Raw genomic sequence first — 12,446 nt, 5'->3', positions numbered from 1 at the left:
GGTATCTTTGTAGTGGTCTAATCATTCCGGACACTTTGTTAGAGATATAATGAGCAACACTAACGAGGTGAGAATGCGAAAAAAATCATTTACTCATGAGTTTAAACAAGAGTGCATCAATCTGGTTCTTCAACATAAGTACCCGGTGACTCAGGCCGCTGAAACAATGAATATTGGCCTTTCAACCTTACAACGCTGGCTAAGGCAGTATCGCGGAGAGATCCGCGGAAATACACCGATAGCCAGTGCTATAACACCGGAACAACGGCGAATACAAGAACTTGAAAAGCAGGTACGGCAGTTGCAGAGCGACAATGACCTGTTAAAAAAGGCTTCGGCCTTCTTCGCCATGGAAATGAACAACGACAAAAAGTCGCGGTGAAACTGAAGAAGGTCGGTGCAAATATCCAACAGGTATGCCGCTGCTTATCGCTCACGCGCAGCGTATTTTATGCCCGTAGTCGTCGGCTAATGATCAAGCCCGATGTTCTGATGTTGCACGCGGCGGCTAAGCATGTTCACGCTGAAATGGATGCCACATATGGCAGCCGGCGCATGTGCATCGAGTTACGGGAACAAGGTTTTAACGTGGGCAGATACCGCGTTCGGCAGATAATGAAAAACTTATTACTGGTAGCTAAACGGCCCGGGCGTCATCGCTATCCACGCGGTGGAAAACCCGCTGTCGTGGCCGCTAATCTGTTGAACCGGCAGTTTAATCCAGAGACATTGAATACCTGGTGGTCAGGTGATATTACCTATCTGCGTACCGCTCAGGGCTGGTTATATCTGGCTATCGTGATGGACTTATGTTCAAGAAAAATAGTGAGTTGGGCCTTCTCAGATAAACCGGACAGCGACTTGACTGTCCGGGCCTTAAGGCTGGCGGTCAATAAACGACGACCCACAGGGTCTGTGGTGTTCCATAGCGATCAAGGGTCGCAATATACCAGCGCGCAGTTCCAATGCTGCCAGCAGGAGCTGGATGTTACAGGTAGCATGAGCCGAAAAGGTAACTGCCTGGATAATGCTGTTACGGAAAGGTTTTTCCGCAGCCTGAAAGCTGAGAGGGTTAACTATCGTCGTTATGAAACCCGAAGTCAGGGTATCGCTGATGTTATCGATTATATTGACAGTTTTTATAATCTGAAAAGGCGGCATTATCGGCTGGGAAATATATCGCCGGATGAATATGAACGCCGACTACAGCAATGTGCCTAAATCCGTGTCCGGTTTTAGTTGACCGTTACACTTCAACTCAAATGCATCCTGGAATTCGTTGTCTTTGTCGATAATGATTGAGTGCATGTTCTCGCGGCGCATGCGCGGGTCATAATTGCTAAACCACCACTGGTCACATCCTGCGACCCACATGGAGTATTGAACCTGAGCCATGTACTCCTTTTTTACCGCCTCAATGCCGCCAAGGCGAAACTTAACGTACTGAGATGATGTGTAAGGTGACTTCAGCTCAAGTCCTCGCCCATCGCTGCACATGCCATCAGGTGAGCATGCACAACGCATTGATTCATCCTTGTAATAAATGGGTGGCTGGGTAGTTGTCAGATCATTTTCAAACTCAAAAAGAAACCTTGCAGCCTCTTCGTGTTTCTTCCCCCAAAGTAGGGGGCGGGCGGGTATTTCGTCGGGGATCCTTCCCGTACAGACTTCAGCAATCAAATCCATCATGTATGTTTCAGCCATGCCAGATAGAACGCCTGCATCCTTGTCCTTTTTTGACTTTGGTTCCGTCAAAATATCGCCAACTCTTGAAGCTGTAATGCATGCTAACCGGCACATTTTCCACTCGTCGCTTCCTTGCTCGATAGCGGAAATGTCAAGGCCAAGCCGCTGTGATGCTATTGCGTCGCTAAGCATTTGCGGCCTCCTTGCTATTGGCTAACCGGCGTTCCATGCTTGATATAAGCATCCCTGCTTCTTCGTAAGTCAGTTCAGATTGGTTATTAACTTCACGTCCTGTGAGTGTTTTGCATGCTTTTTTTAGACTGTCGAATGTGGAATTAACCTGGATAAGAATGGAGTTAATTCTATCGTTTTGCTCGGCCGTTATTGGCGTAACATCTCGCTCAGTCGACTTTGCATTATCAAAGTTGTTTCCCTCTCCGCCCTCCGTGTTCACATAGTTGATAGCCGCATCAAGGCGTTCGGCGCGAGGCCAATACTTACTAGCCCGCTTAACGATGGTCTTCCGTGCCATCTCATCCCAAAAATTCTTCCATGGACCATTCTTGGCGTTACTTGTAGCTTCTGTTGCCTTTATTTCTGCAAGGCTCATCTCCTCCGTGAGATAGTCGCCCCCCGGAGTTTTGACGGTACAGTAGCCACCAACGACCGTCCCTCTTTCGCCAAAAGCGTTGTATTTATGGGATGGTGCCCTATCTAGCCCATTAGACTCATACACATCATTGGAGTGAACCAGCTTGCACTGCCCCCACAGAATGGAGCCAGTTGATTGAGCAAGATGTAAAAGCCCCATGTAGCTTATATCGAGACAAACCACGCCTTTACGCGGAACTAAATACGCAAGTTTGCTGGCAGGGTTGAGAGTTATTCCGATAGCTGCCAGGTTAATGATGGCGTTTTGTGCACTGGATGGGTTGCCAACGGCAGTGTTGTAAAGAGTTTCGTTTTTCTGGAATGCCTGAATTGCGAATTGGCTTTCTTTGGCCCATATCACACCATGATCCGTTAGCGTACTGGAGAATAGCGGCTCCTGTTGCTGTACAAATTCAACGATATTGAAACTCATCACGCCGCCTCCCCGTGCCCGTCAATCATCATTGCTCGCTCGTACTTCGCTGCAATAAGCATTGAGTCCCATAAAAATTGAGATGCCATTTCTTGGAAGTCAGAGTTATTAAGCATTAGGTGAAGCGCCTTTTGGTTTAAGTCACAGAAGCCGACCTGTTTAAACAGCGCCTCAATGTGCTTAATCTTGATTTCGGTATTCAGCTCGGCTGTTCGCGCTTCCAGCGCTTTCTCATCGCGAGAATCAAATCCTTTTGTGATTTTATCGAGAGCCATAATTTGAGATACGTTCATTTCAACCCCCGATAAAATAAGCAATTGGCAACTTGCCACAGGTCGTTATTACCAACGCGGCGAGCATCAACCGCGAGCAATTGAAGTGCTTTTACGATATCCATTAAGGCTCACCTCGCTGGTTCAATGTTTTGGCAATCCAGAGCAGAAGTTCTATAAGTGGATTGCGTGGTGGTTCATCAGAGCAGCCCACGCAAGGCCACCCTGCACAAATTAGCTGTTGCATGGGTTAACTCCGGATTGATTAGTAGCTAATGCGGGTGTGGGGGATTTCTTCGTCTTTCAGTGCAATTAGGACTTCGATTGCCTGTTCGCGGGTTATGCTAGTGCGATCAAGAAGAGCGGCTACGATTTCGGTGCCAACTGCCTTACGATGCTTCTCATTAGCCGCGCGCTTAGCCGCTTCATCGGCAACACGTTTCTCTTCTGCCAGTCGAGCATCTTCTTTCTGCTTGGCTTCACGTTGAACTCTCTCAGCTTCCTGCTGTGCTTTACGTTTCTCGGCGTCGATAGCTTCCTGCTTCTCGCGCTCAACACGCTCAGCCAATTCCTTGGCATCACGCTCGGCTTTGGCGGCGTTATCCTTGATAGCCTGTTCAGCTCGTTCCTGAGCTAGTTTTGCATCACGTTCACGTTGTTCTGCGGCTTCAATGTCACGCTTGGCTTTTTCTTCAGTTTCCCGCTTCGCTTTTTCTGCTGCCTGTTGAGTAATGAATTCCTCATGGGCCTTACGCAGGCGTTCAATTTCATCAGCTTTCGCTTTGGCGTCACGGTCGAAAGCATCATTCATTAGCAGGGCCATTTCATGGGCCACTTCAATTTCAGCTGCCAACTGCTCAGCTTTCTTCTTGGCTTCAGCTTCCTGCTTTAACCGGTCCTGTTCAGCCTCCCACTCAGTCAGTGGTCGGCGCGTTTCGTCGCGAATTTCATCGCATTCAATGACAAAGCGGCGAAGTTCGGCCTCAATAATTTTCGGTTGCTCTTTCAGGTGGCGAAGATACTCACGACCCGGCTTTTCGATAGCTGTCTTACTGCGTGATGCGCTGGCGGCAAGTGATGCTATCCGTGCTCGGCCCTTTGCAGTCGACACATCAGGAACTTCATTAACTGCCTGGCGGATCTGGTTGAGGTATTTATCAAGGCCGTTCGTGACGTACAGTGTCGGGTAGGATTCAGGCTTAATGTCGATTACCACCAAGCCGGTGTTTTCGTCTGCCATGCTCATTTCCTTGTGTTTTAGGTACAAAAAAAGCCGCATTAAGCAGCTCGTTGTTTGTTTCAGTGGTCTTGCCAAAGGCCCCTAAACAAGAGCCAGTGGTAAGGTCACTCATTAGCGGTCACATAATTACCTCTCCAGATTTGCGCCTGTTATCCATGGTCAGGCTCCTTATAGAATCTAGTGGTCTTATTGCTGCCACCGGTTAAGTGGCAGGGGTAAGGTCACTGGCTAATCGTCGTCACCCCATTCATCGCATCCAGTCTCGACGGGGTCCTTCCCAGCATCATAATCTTCACGCCACGCTTCTTTATCTGCGACACTTTCACCGCGTAAATCAGCATATTCAGTAAGCGCTTCGTACCACTCTTCGAAAGTCGAATCTTTTTTCGTTGATGAAAAATCTGCCATCATTCATTCCTCATTTACCCGCCAATAAAAAAGGCCACCTAAGTGACCTAATTCCATCCCTGTAATTCAAAGTTTCCTTGTCCCCAACACAAGCTATTACCGATAAAAATACTTGCACTTTGAGTAGAGCGCTTCCTCGCTGCTGCCTTGAAAATCTCCTCAGCATTTACTCTGCCAGTGAAGTCTCTCGATGCTATCTCTTTATCAAATTCTTTTGGTTCAACAGACTTCCCTCTGTAGTGGTTAAAAACCTGCACAGAACCATCACGAATTTCGATGGTGTGCTTTTCTCCAATATTCCAATCAAGCGTAATAGTTTTTGTTTTCATCTCTTACCCCTTAACTATGTGGTGGGCTTCTTTGCGAACGTTATGTTAGATGCCTGAACTGTCTTAACCACCTCAGGCGGCGGTGGTTCTGCTATTCCCCAACAGCAAAATCGGTTATTATTCAATCACCCCAACAGTAGAAGGAATTATACCGTGAACGATAATCGCATTATGGCGCAAGACCACATGCCACCACGGATGCAACCAAAACCGCAGCCGAAGCCAGCAACACCAAAACCGCCAGGCAGCAAACAATAAAATTAGGAAACAAATGGACAGAGAAGAACTGCTTTATAGAGTTGAGTACTCATATAATTTTGAACATCTATTCAGCACGCTAACGTGGCGAATAGATAAACTTATTTCCTTGGCTCTTCTCGTTCTTGGTTCTGCTGTCTTTTCCGGAGTCCGTGGAGTCTTTTGGTATGGTTTGGCAGTGGCGGTTTTAACGGCGATACAAATAACTTATCAGTATGCAAAATCATCAGAACATTCGTCGCGACAGAGTAGGGAATATTTAAAGATCCTAACTCTTGAAAGTCGTTATTCTGATGATGAATTGCTAGATAAGCTTGTTGAGCTGGAAGATAACGACCTTAAGCCATGGCTCATACTCTCTGACATATCCTTGGTGAGGACAAATATCAGAAAGGAATACCCAGAAGATCAAGACCCTCACCTGTCTCGGACTAAGCGTTTTATTGCATGGTTTGCTGGAGATAATCCGCGCCGGTGAACCACTCGAAGGATCGATGATGACCCGTAGAGATATAACCCCTAACCACGCTATTCCTCGCCCAACACCAAAACCGCCTAAACCAAAAGGCTGAATTTATCGCGGTAGTTAATTCTACCGCGCCGTAACGCTCTCACTTTTACGGAAGCCTGCTGCAAACTTAGCTACCTCTGGCAAGCATATATTGTCCGCACTTGGTCGCTCACTGCTGCGAACCGGTACCGGCATCGTTGCTTTGTATACCCTCGATGTGCAGCCCTCAGAGAGCTTTGTGAACGCTGCTTCAATACGGCTTGCCAGCACTCGGTTGGCATCCTTCGCCGCGAAGAATTCACCTGTACGCTTAAATTTGCGTGTCTTTGAATTCTCTTTAGCTGGTTTGATTGTGATCGCTACCATGATTACCTCCGGTGATTGGCTTTGGTTGGGAAGACCCTCTATGGGTGACCTCCACGCTCTCAGCGTGGCGCTCTAAGCTTGGCTAACTTGTTATCTCCCATCGTGCGCACTCAGAGAAATATTCCGCCAACTCTTGCAACCGTCACCACCATCGCGAATGGTCGACTACCGGTTAACACTGAGCTACCTCCCACCAAAGCCAACTTCTCTTTGGTCTCCCAGACTATCCGGGAGAAATCCGTCACGAGGATTGATTAGCATCTCTGCTTTCGTTCCCCGCTTTGTTAATGAGCAGCCTGTCGTCCTGACTGGCGCGGCGAGTAGTTCCTGTCTGCCGCATCGATGTTTCGTTTCGATGGGATGACTATAGCAATGCGTATTATTAATAGCAATACGTATTATGGATAATTCAATAGCTATTGCTATAAGTTAATGTTTTGAATTGGTATTTATTTAGAAAAAATCTATAGCTAAGCGAAATGTCGGTGGTTTCTCAGAATGGGAATTAACAATACGGATAGTGTTGATTTTTTTTGTGGCTGGGATAAAGTATAAAATCACTGTATGAATAAACAGTATTTAGGGGCGTAACGAATGGTTGCCTCCTCGATTTATACGATGGAGGGCATAATGATTCACATATTACGAAGGGTAAATGCAGGGGAATATGAGGGGTACACCCTGAACGATCAGGGTGTTGATGACTATCTTCTGAGGTCACGAAGTATGAAAATTGCCACACCTACCAGCTCTGCGGACAGAGATAGATCAACTAGTGGGATGCGTGAGTCATCCACCGATAGATATCCATTGCTACCACCATCAAGGAACCGGTAAACAGATGCTGACCCGCCATTTATGGCTACAACTAGATCATTGGTACCAGGCTTTAATGATGTGTCTACAATAACAATAGAGCCAGCAGGGGCCTCGCCACATCCGCTATTTCTATCTAGGATATAAGCCCTCCAAGATGGAGTTACCTTCCCATCAGGAGCCACTACGGAATCATTAGTCTGCCCAGCAACCGTCCAAACAGGGACGTAGCTATTGCTATCAATCCTATCAACTCTTGGCGTGGGATTATTACCTTCCATATCACCAACACCATTCGCCAGCCACTCCGCGTTCACGTTTAAAGCGTTCGCAATGTCTACTAATTTCTTAGTTCCTTTGGCCTCTCCTCTGATTAGCCTCCAGATTGTTGGCTGAGAAATTCCTGATGCCTTAGCTAAGGCACCTTGAGTCATATTTCCGCGCAACTGCATCGCGATATTTAGGCGTTCTGCAAGAGTAGTTTTCATACTCGTGAATCTATAGCCGAGCGTATTGCTCGTCAAATCCGTTTCGCTATTGCATAAACTTATACGCATTGCTATTATCACCATGTACACAATACTAAAAGGAATAATCATGACCAATAAGGCTATTGAGCGAGCGGTCAAAATCGCAGGGAGCCAGCAGAAACTCGCAGATCTTTGCGGAGTTAAACAGCCAACTGTATGGCGCTGGCTACACGGTGGTGGCATCGACTTTCGTTATGTAAAAGCAATCGTCAAGGCGACAGGCGGGAAAGTTAAACCGCACGAGTTGGGACAAGACCTAACTGACCTAGCTGAATTTCTGAAAGCAAGTTAAGCACTACCGCTCTTTAACACTACTGACCTCACCCCGGAAAGTCTGGGGCTACCAAAGTGACAAGCTCACAGCTTTGTCACGTAACAACATCTAACAAGGGAAGAGTACGCAATGGAACGTGCACAGAAACGCACTAACGCAATTGAATTGGAAGTACAGGTTATGAATGGCATCAGCAGCAAGGGCCAACTGGAAGCCGCTAGGCACGTAGGTGTTGACCGGTGCCAGATAAGCCGCTGGATATCAGGCAAGGACAGCATGTTGAGCAAGTTCTGCCGGTTGCTGGAGTTTGCCGAGATTGAGAAGCCTGAAAACATTCTGGCAATAGCAGGGAATGAAGCAAGGGAGATAGCAACGACACTTCGAATGATGCGGTTGTTGATTAACCCGCAAAAGCAAAAAGCCCCGGCGGTAACCGAGGCTTCAGAACAGCAAATAACTATGTCGTTTTAACTGGACAAAACAACAGGAGTAATTATGCGAAAGAAACAAAGAAATAGCAATAGAAGCGATGTTACTCAGCAGCGTTCTGCAAAGCCAGACGAATTAGTCATGGTCTGTGTGGACAACCCAATATTCGGTCACAAGCGCGTTGAGAAATTCAAGGAGCTTAAGGCTATGCAGGGGAAAGCCAATGAGTAACGCTATCGATTATAACAGCAATGTCTCACCTATCAGGCCTCATCTGGAGGTCGTGGAGTGTCGTGTGGCAGATACCAATGATGGCTTCATCATGCTGGCCATGGAACTTTATGAGGAGCTTATAGGCGCTAATCTGACGAAGAATCAAGCCAAGGTGGTGCACGCTGTATGTCGCAAGACTTATGGCTATAAAAAGAAGATGGATCGCATTGCCGACAGCCAGTTAGCAATTCTATGTCGAATCAGTAGAGAGAAGGTCTGCACTGCAAGAAACGAACTGATTGAGATGAAAGTCATCCTTTCAGATGGTCGAAAAATAGGGCCAAATAAAAACATTTCTGAGTGGAAAATTCCGGTAAGCACCCGAATAGGTAACATTGTTACCAAGAAGGATACAAAAACTGTTACCGACTTGGTAACACCAACTGTTACCGACTTGGATACACACAAAAGAAATACTTTAAATAAAAAAGAAACTACCCCTAAATCCCCAGAGGGGACTTTGGTTGAGAAGGATAAATCAAAAACCAAACAGTCAGCATCGTCAAAGTTCACATTCGACCGTGAGCGTTTCAAAGAAACATGGAACCAAAAAGCAAATAAGCACGGCTTGCCTCGCATAGTAAGCATCAGCACCACTACCGAGAAAGGGCTTAAACGCCTGTATGAATCCCACCTTAAGCATTGCAAAGAAACAAAGCGCATCCCGCGAGACATGGACACCTTCATCAATGGATACATAGAGTTCGGTTATACGCCAAGCTCGTTTGCGATGGGTGAAAATCCGGCTGGTAAGAAATACGGGATAGATACTGCTCTAACCCAAAGGATCATCGACCAAGTTATTAGTCAGGAGGCTTAACATGGACAGTTACGACTTTGAAGAGCAGTTGATTGGCTCGATGATTATCAAAGGCGATCACATCGACTGCCATGAAATCACCGGCAAACTTCCTGCTGACGCTTTTGAAAATTTCCACCTACGCAGCATGTACAAGGTGATCGTTGCCCTACTCAGCAAGTGTGAGCCAATCGACCCGTTTACTATTCAGGACGCGGTTCCTGATTCAACCAAGGGAATGGTTCTTACAGTTTCCTCGCGTTGCAAGTCTGCGGCAAATATCAAGGCGTGGGCCAAGCGCGTTCGTCAGTGTTGGATGCTACGCAAGGGTGAGTCTGAATTCCTCAGAGCGGCAGAAATCCTGCGCAGCGCTGGATCTCACAATATCAACGAGTGCATAGCGGAAGTATCAGGAATTGTTTCTCGTTTGCAGTTTGAGACGAATGACAAGGTTCCCCGCAGAGTGGGTGACATGCTGGACGATTACATGCAGGTTCTGGAAAAGCGAATGCAAGGTTCTGAGTCTGGACTCTATCTGAAAACCGGCATTGAACCGATGGACGAAGAATACGGCGGCTTTGACCGTACTGACCTGATCATCATCGCCGGACGCCCCGGAATGGGTAAGACTGAATTGGCAATAAACATTGCTAACTCAATCGGCAGGCAGAAGGGGAGAGGCCTTATTGTGTCGATGGAAATGTCCGATATGCAAGTTGTTGAGCGTCACGTTGCAGATCGTTCCGGGCTGGCAATTGGGGCTTTACGCAATCCACTAGGGATGATTCAGGAGCAATACACCCGGCTAACAGCAGCGACAGGCACTCTGCTGAACGAAAATAACTATGTCATCGACGGGTCTTTCACCGTTGACGAATGTATAGCGCACGCTGAGCGAATGAACATGGATGGAGGGTTGAGTTTCCTTGCGATTGATTACCTTGAACTGATGAATTTGCCAAAGGCTGATCGATATGACCTATCCATTGCAGCAGTGACCCGCAAGCTGAAACAATTCTGCCTTCGAAATAAAGTCCCGGTCATTCTCCTCGCGCAACTTAACCGTAATGCGGAAGGCCGGCAGGAGAAGCGCCCGAACATGAGTGATCTCGCTGGATCAAGCTCTATCGAGAAAGATGCAGACGTTCTTATCTTCCCGTATCGCGACGAGGTTTATAACAAGAACAGCAACATGAAAGGGCTGGCAGAAATCATTATCGGCAAATACCGCTCTGGCAAACCAAATACGTTTTACATGGGCTGGCGAAATGGTCACTTCACTAACATTGATCAGGAAGATGCTGCGAGACAATTTGCTGCTAATGAAAATGAGCCTAAACAGGCTGCCAACTGGCGCTAATTCGAGGAAATCATGATGGACATAACTAAATCGCGGGAAGATTTTGAAAAGTGGGCAAATAGACTTCCATCCATATCCATTACTGGTCGCTTAGAACGATGCGGCGAAAACTATGTTGATGATTATCACACGGTATTTTGGCTAGCTTGGAAAGCCAGCCGTGAAAGCATTGAGGTGGAGTTGCCGAAACGACAGTCACTCTACGCATCTGGATATGGTGATGGTTATTTCGTCCCAAGTATTTCAGGCGAAGGTTTGGAATATGACGAAGTAGTTGAGGCCCTCCGCACTGCCGGTATTCGAATCAAGGGAGAGAGTGAATGAGTGAACTAGCCAATCAAATAATTGACGTTTTCAAGAAATACAAAGAATGGCAGGACGATAATGTAGGTGCTGGATACCCAGTGCAAATGGCTACGTGGAGCATTCGAAACCACTTGGAGAATGAGCACAAACAAAAATTCAGTTGCGCCGATATCAGAAAGGAAATTAAAGGAATGCCGGCCATCTGTCTGGACGAATACTATTCACGCCGCGGCAATTCAGTATGGAGATACACAGTATGAAAGAGTTAGATAGTTTTACTGTAGAAGAGATTGAAGAAATTATAAGTTCCTGCCAGCAAGAAATTCACAACACGCCAACCAGCGATGAGTTTCCTGTAAGCCCTCGATTACTGCTTTCACTAGCCCGAATCGCGTTAGCTGCAAAGAGGGCTGAGCCTGTTGCTTGGAAATGGCGTGGTGCAGTTGGTGATATTTGGACGGAGAAAAAAGAAAGGGCTGATTTCGTTACGAAGTTCTGTCCAGAATTGCCCGTGACTGAACTCTACACCACCCCACAGTTGAACTCTCCGGAGATACCGGAAGGTTGGAAGCTGGTTCCCAACGTAGTAACTACAGAAATGACTGATGCCGCAAGGATAATTGACGGTCGATTATCGGCGGAAAAGTACCACCGAATCTATCGCTTAATGCTAGCCGCTGCGCCGGAGAAGCCACTATGACCACTAACCTTAAGCCCTGCCCATTCTGCTCATCACCTGTTAAGTGGTGCGGAGAAAATGAGGTAGACCCAGAAGATAATCACCTTTGCCATCACATTCAATGTACCAATCCCGAGTGCGCCGCTGATTTTGATTTCAACACTAATAACATTGAGATTCTTCCCGAAGAAACAGATCATCTTTCTGCTGAAGAATTAATGGTTCCATTCAGAGAAGAATGCGCACTACGGTTCAACCGGAGATGTGAATAATGCTGCCAATATGCAAGCACTGCGGGAAGGTCTGCTGGAAAAGCTGGTGCTATCGCTGTGACAAGGAAAGCGGCTATCAGGAAAAATAGAGGTGACCAATGCAAATCGATATGGTCAAGAATGCCGGTGGCGTTTTTGTTCCAGCGTTCGATCATGACTTACCCAGGTTAACCAAGTTCAAAAACGGCGAGATGTACACCGCCGACATTAAGCTAACTAGAAATCCTGCCTTCCATCGAAAAATGTTCTCCTTCTTTAACTTCTGCTTTGCTCACTGGGCAGCGGAAAATGCCGGTTATGAATTCACAGACGAATATACCCAGAAAGAAGAATTCAGGAAGAACCTGACTATTCTGGCTGGATTTTTTGACGTCGTGACAACCATCAAAGGCGAAACGAAGGTGAGGGCAAAGAGCTTGGCTTACGCGAACATGGAGCCTGACGAGTTCGAACGCTGCTACAACGCAATGGTAAACGCCGCAATAAAACACCTGTTCGGGCGCACGACTGACCAGAATGTTATTCAGCAACTTCAGTCATTTTTTTAGGAGAAA

General features: G+C 46.9%; 21 protein-coding genes. 13 read left to right on the top strand and 8 right to left on the bottom strand.

All coding sequences use genetic code 11. The annotated features are described in order from the left end of the window. Window positions 1–73 precede the first annotated feature (73 nt). The gene (locus V1955_RS17000; RefSeq protein WP_050136220.1) at window positions 74–382 is read left to right on the top strand and encodes a transposase; all 309 of its coding nucleotides are present in this window, start codon (window positions 74–76) and stop codon (window positions 380–382) included. Beyond that, the gene (locus V1955_RS16995) at window positions 379–1,221 is read left to right on the top strand and encodes an IS3 family transposase (protein ID WP_342222724.1); all 843 of its coding nucleotides are present in this window, start codon (window positions 379–381) and stop codon (window positions 1,219–1,221) included. The genes V1955_RS17000 and V1955_RS16995 overlap by 4 nt, the downstream gene beginning before the upstream one ends. Here the strand turns inward: V1955_RS16995 and V1955_RS16990 are convergent. The 6 genes from V1955_RS16990 to V1955_RS16965 form a co-directional block, all read right to left on the bottom strand. Beyond that, window positions 1,204–1,878 (bottom strand): lambda exonuclease family protein, encoded by a 675-nt coding sequence (locus tag V1955_RS16990; RefSeq protein ID WP_442821201.1) that lies wholly within the window; start codon window positions 1,876–1,878, stop codon window positions 1,204–1,206. The genes V1955_RS16995 and V1955_RS16990 overlap by 18 nt on opposite strands. Continuing rightward, window positions 1,871–2,770, bottom strand: a complete 900-nt coding sequence (locus V1955_RS16985) for a recombinase RecT (protein WP_442821200.1) — start codon at window positions 2,768–2,770, stop codon at window positions 1,871–1,873. The genes V1955_RS16990 and V1955_RS16985 overlap by 8 nt, the downstream gene beginning before the upstream one ends. Then, window positions 2,770–3,063: a hypothetical protein gene (locus V1955_RS16980; RefSeq protein ID WP_442821199.1), complete on the bottom strand. Its 294-nt coding sequence runs from the start codon at window positions 3,061–3,063 to the stop codon at window positions 2,770–2,772. The genes V1955_RS16985 and V1955_RS16980 overlap by 1 nt, the downstream gene beginning before the upstream one ends. 244 nt (window positions 3,064–3,307) lie before the next feature. After that, on the bottom strand, window positions 3,308–4,282 hold the full coding sequence (locus V1955_RS16975) for a hypothetical protein (protein ID WP_442821198.1): 975 nt from the start codon (window positions 4,280–4,282) through the stop codon (window positions 3,308–3,310). A gap of 228 nt (window positions 4,283–4,510) precedes the next feature. Next, complete coding sequence (locus tag V1955_RS16970; protein ID WP_442821197.1) at window positions 4,511–4,693, bottom strand: hypothetical protein; 183 nt, start codon at window positions 4,691–4,693, stop codon at window positions 4,511–4,513. Window positions 4,694–4,737: 44 nt separating this feature from the next. Then, window positions 4,738–5,019, bottom strand: coding sequence for a hypothetical protein (locus V1955_RS16965; protein ID WP_442821196.1), 282 nt, complete (start codon window positions 5,017–5,019; stop codon window positions 4,738–4,740). Between the two features lie 271 nt (window positions 5,020–5,290). On the opposite strand from V1955_RS16965, the gene V1955_RS16960 reads away from it, so the two are divergent. Next, complete coding sequence (locus V1955_RS16960; protein WP_442821006.1) at window positions 5,291–5,755, top strand: hypothetical protein; 465 nt, start codon at window positions 5,291–5,293, stop codon at window positions 5,753–5,755. Window positions 5,756–5,869: 114 nt separating this feature from the next. Here the strand turns inward: V1955_RS16960 and V1955_RS16955 are convergent, their stop codons facing one another. Both V1955_RS16955 and V1955_RS16950 read right to left on the bottom strand, forming a co-directional pair. Beyond that, window positions 5,870–6,154, bottom strand: a complete 285-nt coding sequence (locus V1955_RS16955) for a transcriptional antitermination N peptide (RefSeq protein ID WP_442821195.1) — start codon at window positions 6,152–6,154, stop codon at window positions 5,870–5,872. A 704-nt stretch (window positions 6,155–6,858) separates the two neighbouring features. Beyond that, a complete protein-coding gene (locus V1955_RS16950; RefSeq protein ID WP_442821194.1) occupies window positions 6,859–7,458 on the bottom strand; it encodes a helix-turn-helix domain-containing protein in 600 nt (199 codons plus the stop codon). A 109-nt stretch (window positions 7,459–7,567) separates the two neighbouring features. Between V1955_RS16950 and V1955_RS16945 the strand changes: the two genes are divergently transcribed. The 10 genes from V1955_RS16945 to V1955_RS16900 all read left to right on the top strand — a co-directional run bounded on the left by V1955_RS16945 (window position 7,568) and on the right by V1955_RS16900 (window position 12,440). Next, window positions 7,568–7,792, top strand: a complete 225-nt coding sequence (locus V1955_RS16945) for a helix-turn-helix domain-containing protein (protein ID WP_011816499.1) — start codon at window positions 7,568–7,570, stop codon at window positions 7,790–7,792. 111 nt (window positions 7,793–7,903) lie between these two features. Beyond that, window positions 7,904–8,245 carry a CII family transcriptional regulator gene (locus V1955_RS16940; RefSeq protein ID WP_442821001.1) on the top strand — a complete coding sequence of 114 codons (342 nt, stop codon included), beginning with the start codon at window positions 7,904–7,906 and terminating at the stop codon, window positions 8,243–8,245. 24 nt (window positions 8,246–8,269) lie between these two features. Next, window positions 8,270–8,434, top strand: a complete 165-nt coding sequence (locus V1955_RS16935) for a hypothetical protein (protein ID WP_442821000.1) — start codon at window positions 8,270–8,272, stop codon at window positions 8,432–8,434. 64 nt (window positions 8,435–8,498) lie between these two features. Then, a complete protein-coding gene (locus V1955_RS16930; RefSeq protein WP_442820999.1) occupies window positions 8,499–9,296 on the top strand; it encodes a replication protein in 798 nt (265 codons plus the stop codon). 1 nt (window position 9,297) lies between these two features. Continuing rightward, a complete protein-coding gene (locus V1955_RS16925) occupies window positions 9,298–10,635 on the top strand; it encodes a replicative DNA helicase (RefSeq protein ID WP_442820998.1) in 1,338 nt (445 codons plus the stop codon). A gap of 12 nt (window positions 10,636–10,647) precedes the next feature. Continuing rightward, a complete protein-coding gene (locus tag V1955_RS16920) occupies window positions 10,648–10,959 on the top strand; it encodes a hypothetical protein (RefSeq protein ID WP_442820997.1) in 312 nt (103 codons plus the stop codon). Further along, entirely contained in the window at window positions 10,956–11,201 is a 246-nt protein-coding gene (locus V1955_RS16915) for a hypothetical protein (RefSeq protein ID WP_442820996.1), read from the top strand. Before V1955_RS16920 ends, V1955_RS16915 begins: the two co-directional genes overlap by 4 nt. Next, window positions 11,198–11,641: a hypothetical protein gene (locus tag V1955_RS16910; RefSeq protein WP_442821193.1), complete on the top strand. Its 444-nt coding sequence runs from the start codon at window positions 11,198–11,200 to the stop codon at window positions 11,639–11,641. Before V1955_RS16915 ends, V1955_RS16910 begins: the two co-directional genes overlap by 4 nt. Beyond that, window positions 11,638–11,892: a Lar family restriction alleviation protein gene (locus V1955_RS16905; RefSeq protein WP_442821192.1), complete on the top strand. Its 255-nt coding sequence runs from the start codon at window positions 11,638–11,640 to the stop codon at window positions 11,890–11,892. Before V1955_RS16910 ends, V1955_RS16905 begins: the two co-directional genes overlap by 4 nt. 98 nt (window positions 11,893–11,990) lie before the next feature. Further along, a complete protein-coding gene (locus V1955_RS16900) occupies window positions 11,991–12,440 on the top strand; it encodes a DUF1367 family protein (protein WP_442821191.1) in 450 nt (149 codons plus the stop codon). The last annotated feature ends 6 nt before the right edge of the window (window positions 12,441–12,446 follow it).

The organism is Yersinia sp. 2545 StPb PI (genome assembly GCF_052217125.1).
GTDB classification, from domain to species: Bacteria; Pseudomonadota; Gammaproteobacteria; order Enterobacterales; family Enterobacteriaceae; genus Yersinia; species Yersinia enterocolitica_E.
This window is presented reverse-complemented; position numbering and strand designations above follow the sequence as displayed.

Excerpts from the sequence above, each read along its gene's own strand:
- V1955_RS16965 (WP_442821196.1), bottom strand. The coding sequence starts at position 5,019 with ATGAAAACAAAAACTATTACGCTTGATTGGAATATTGGAGAAAAGCAC.
- V1955_RS16940 (WP_442821001.1), top strand. The coding sequence starts at position 7,904 with ATGGAACGTGCACAGAAACGCACTAACGCAATTGAATTGGAAGTACAG.
- V1955_RS16955 (WP_442821195.1), bottom strand. The coding sequence starts at position 6,154 with ATGGTAGCGATCACAATCAAACCAGCTAAAGAGAATTCAAAGACACGC.
- V1955_RS16950 (WP_442821194.1), bottom strand. The coding sequence starts at position 7,458 with ATGAAAACTACTCTTGCAGAACGCCTAAATATCGCGATGCAGTTGCGC.
- V1955_RS16920 (WP_442820997.1), top strand. The coding sequence starts at position 10,648 with ATGATGGACATAACTAAATCGCGGGAAGATTTTGAAAAGTGGGCAAAT.
- V1955_RS16990 (WP_442821201.1), bottom strand. The coding sequence starts at position 1,878 with ATGCTTAGCGACGCAATAGCATCACAGCGGCTTGGCCTTGACATTTCC.
- V1955_RS16970 (WP_442821197.1), bottom strand. The coding sequence starts at position 4,693 with ATGATGGCAGATTTTTCATCAACGAAAAAAGATTCGACTTTCGAAGAG.
- V1955_RS16925 (WP_442820998.1), top strand. The coding sequence starts at position 9,298 with ATGGACAGTTACGACTTTGAAGAGCAGTTGATTGGCTCGATGATTATC.
- V1955_RS16900 (WP_442821191.1), top strand. The coding sequence starts at position 11,991 with ATGCAAATCGATATGGTCAAGAATGCCGGTGGCGTTTTTGTTCCAGCG.
- V1955_RS16905 (WP_442821192.1), top strand. The coding sequence starts at position 11,638 with ATGACCACTAACCTTAAGCCCTGCCCATTCTGCTCATCACCTGTTAAG.
- V1955_RS16910 (WP_442821193.1), top strand. The coding sequence starts at position 11,198 with ATGAAAGAGTTAGATAGTTTTACTGTAGAAGAGATTGAAGAAATTATA.
- V1955_RS16980 (WP_442821199.1), bottom strand. The coding sequence starts at position 3,063 with ATGAACGTATCTCAAATTATGGCTCTCGATAAAATCACAAAAGGATTT.
- V1955_RS16960 (WP_442821006.1), top strand. The coding sequence starts at position 5,291 with ATGGACAGAGAAGAACTGCTTTATAGAGTTGAGTACTCATATAATTTT.
- V1955_RS16935 (WP_442821000.1), top strand. The coding sequence starts at position 8,270 with ATGCGAAAGAAACAAAGAAATAGCAATAGAAGCGATGTTACTCAGCAG.
- V1955_RS16945 (WP_011816499.1), top strand. The coding sequence starts at position 7,568 with ATGACCAATAAGGCTATTGAGCGAGCGGTCAAAATCGCAGGGAGCCAG.
- V1955_RS16975 (WP_442821198.1), bottom strand. The coding sequence starts at position 4,282 with ATGGCAGACGAAAACACCGGCTTGGTGGTAATCGACATTAAGCCTGAA.
- V1955_RS17000 (WP_050136220.1), top strand. The coding sequence starts at position 74 with ATGCGAAAAAAATCATTTACTCATGAGTTTAAACAAGAGTGCATCAAT.
- V1955_RS16915 (WP_442820996.1), top strand. The coding sequence starts at position 10,956 with ATGAGTGAACTAGCCAATCAAATAATTGACGTTTTCAAGAAATACAAA.
- V1955_RS16985 (WP_442821200.1), bottom strand. The coding sequence starts at position 2,770 with ATGAGTTTCAATATCGTTGAATTTGTACAGCAACAGGAGCCGCTATTC.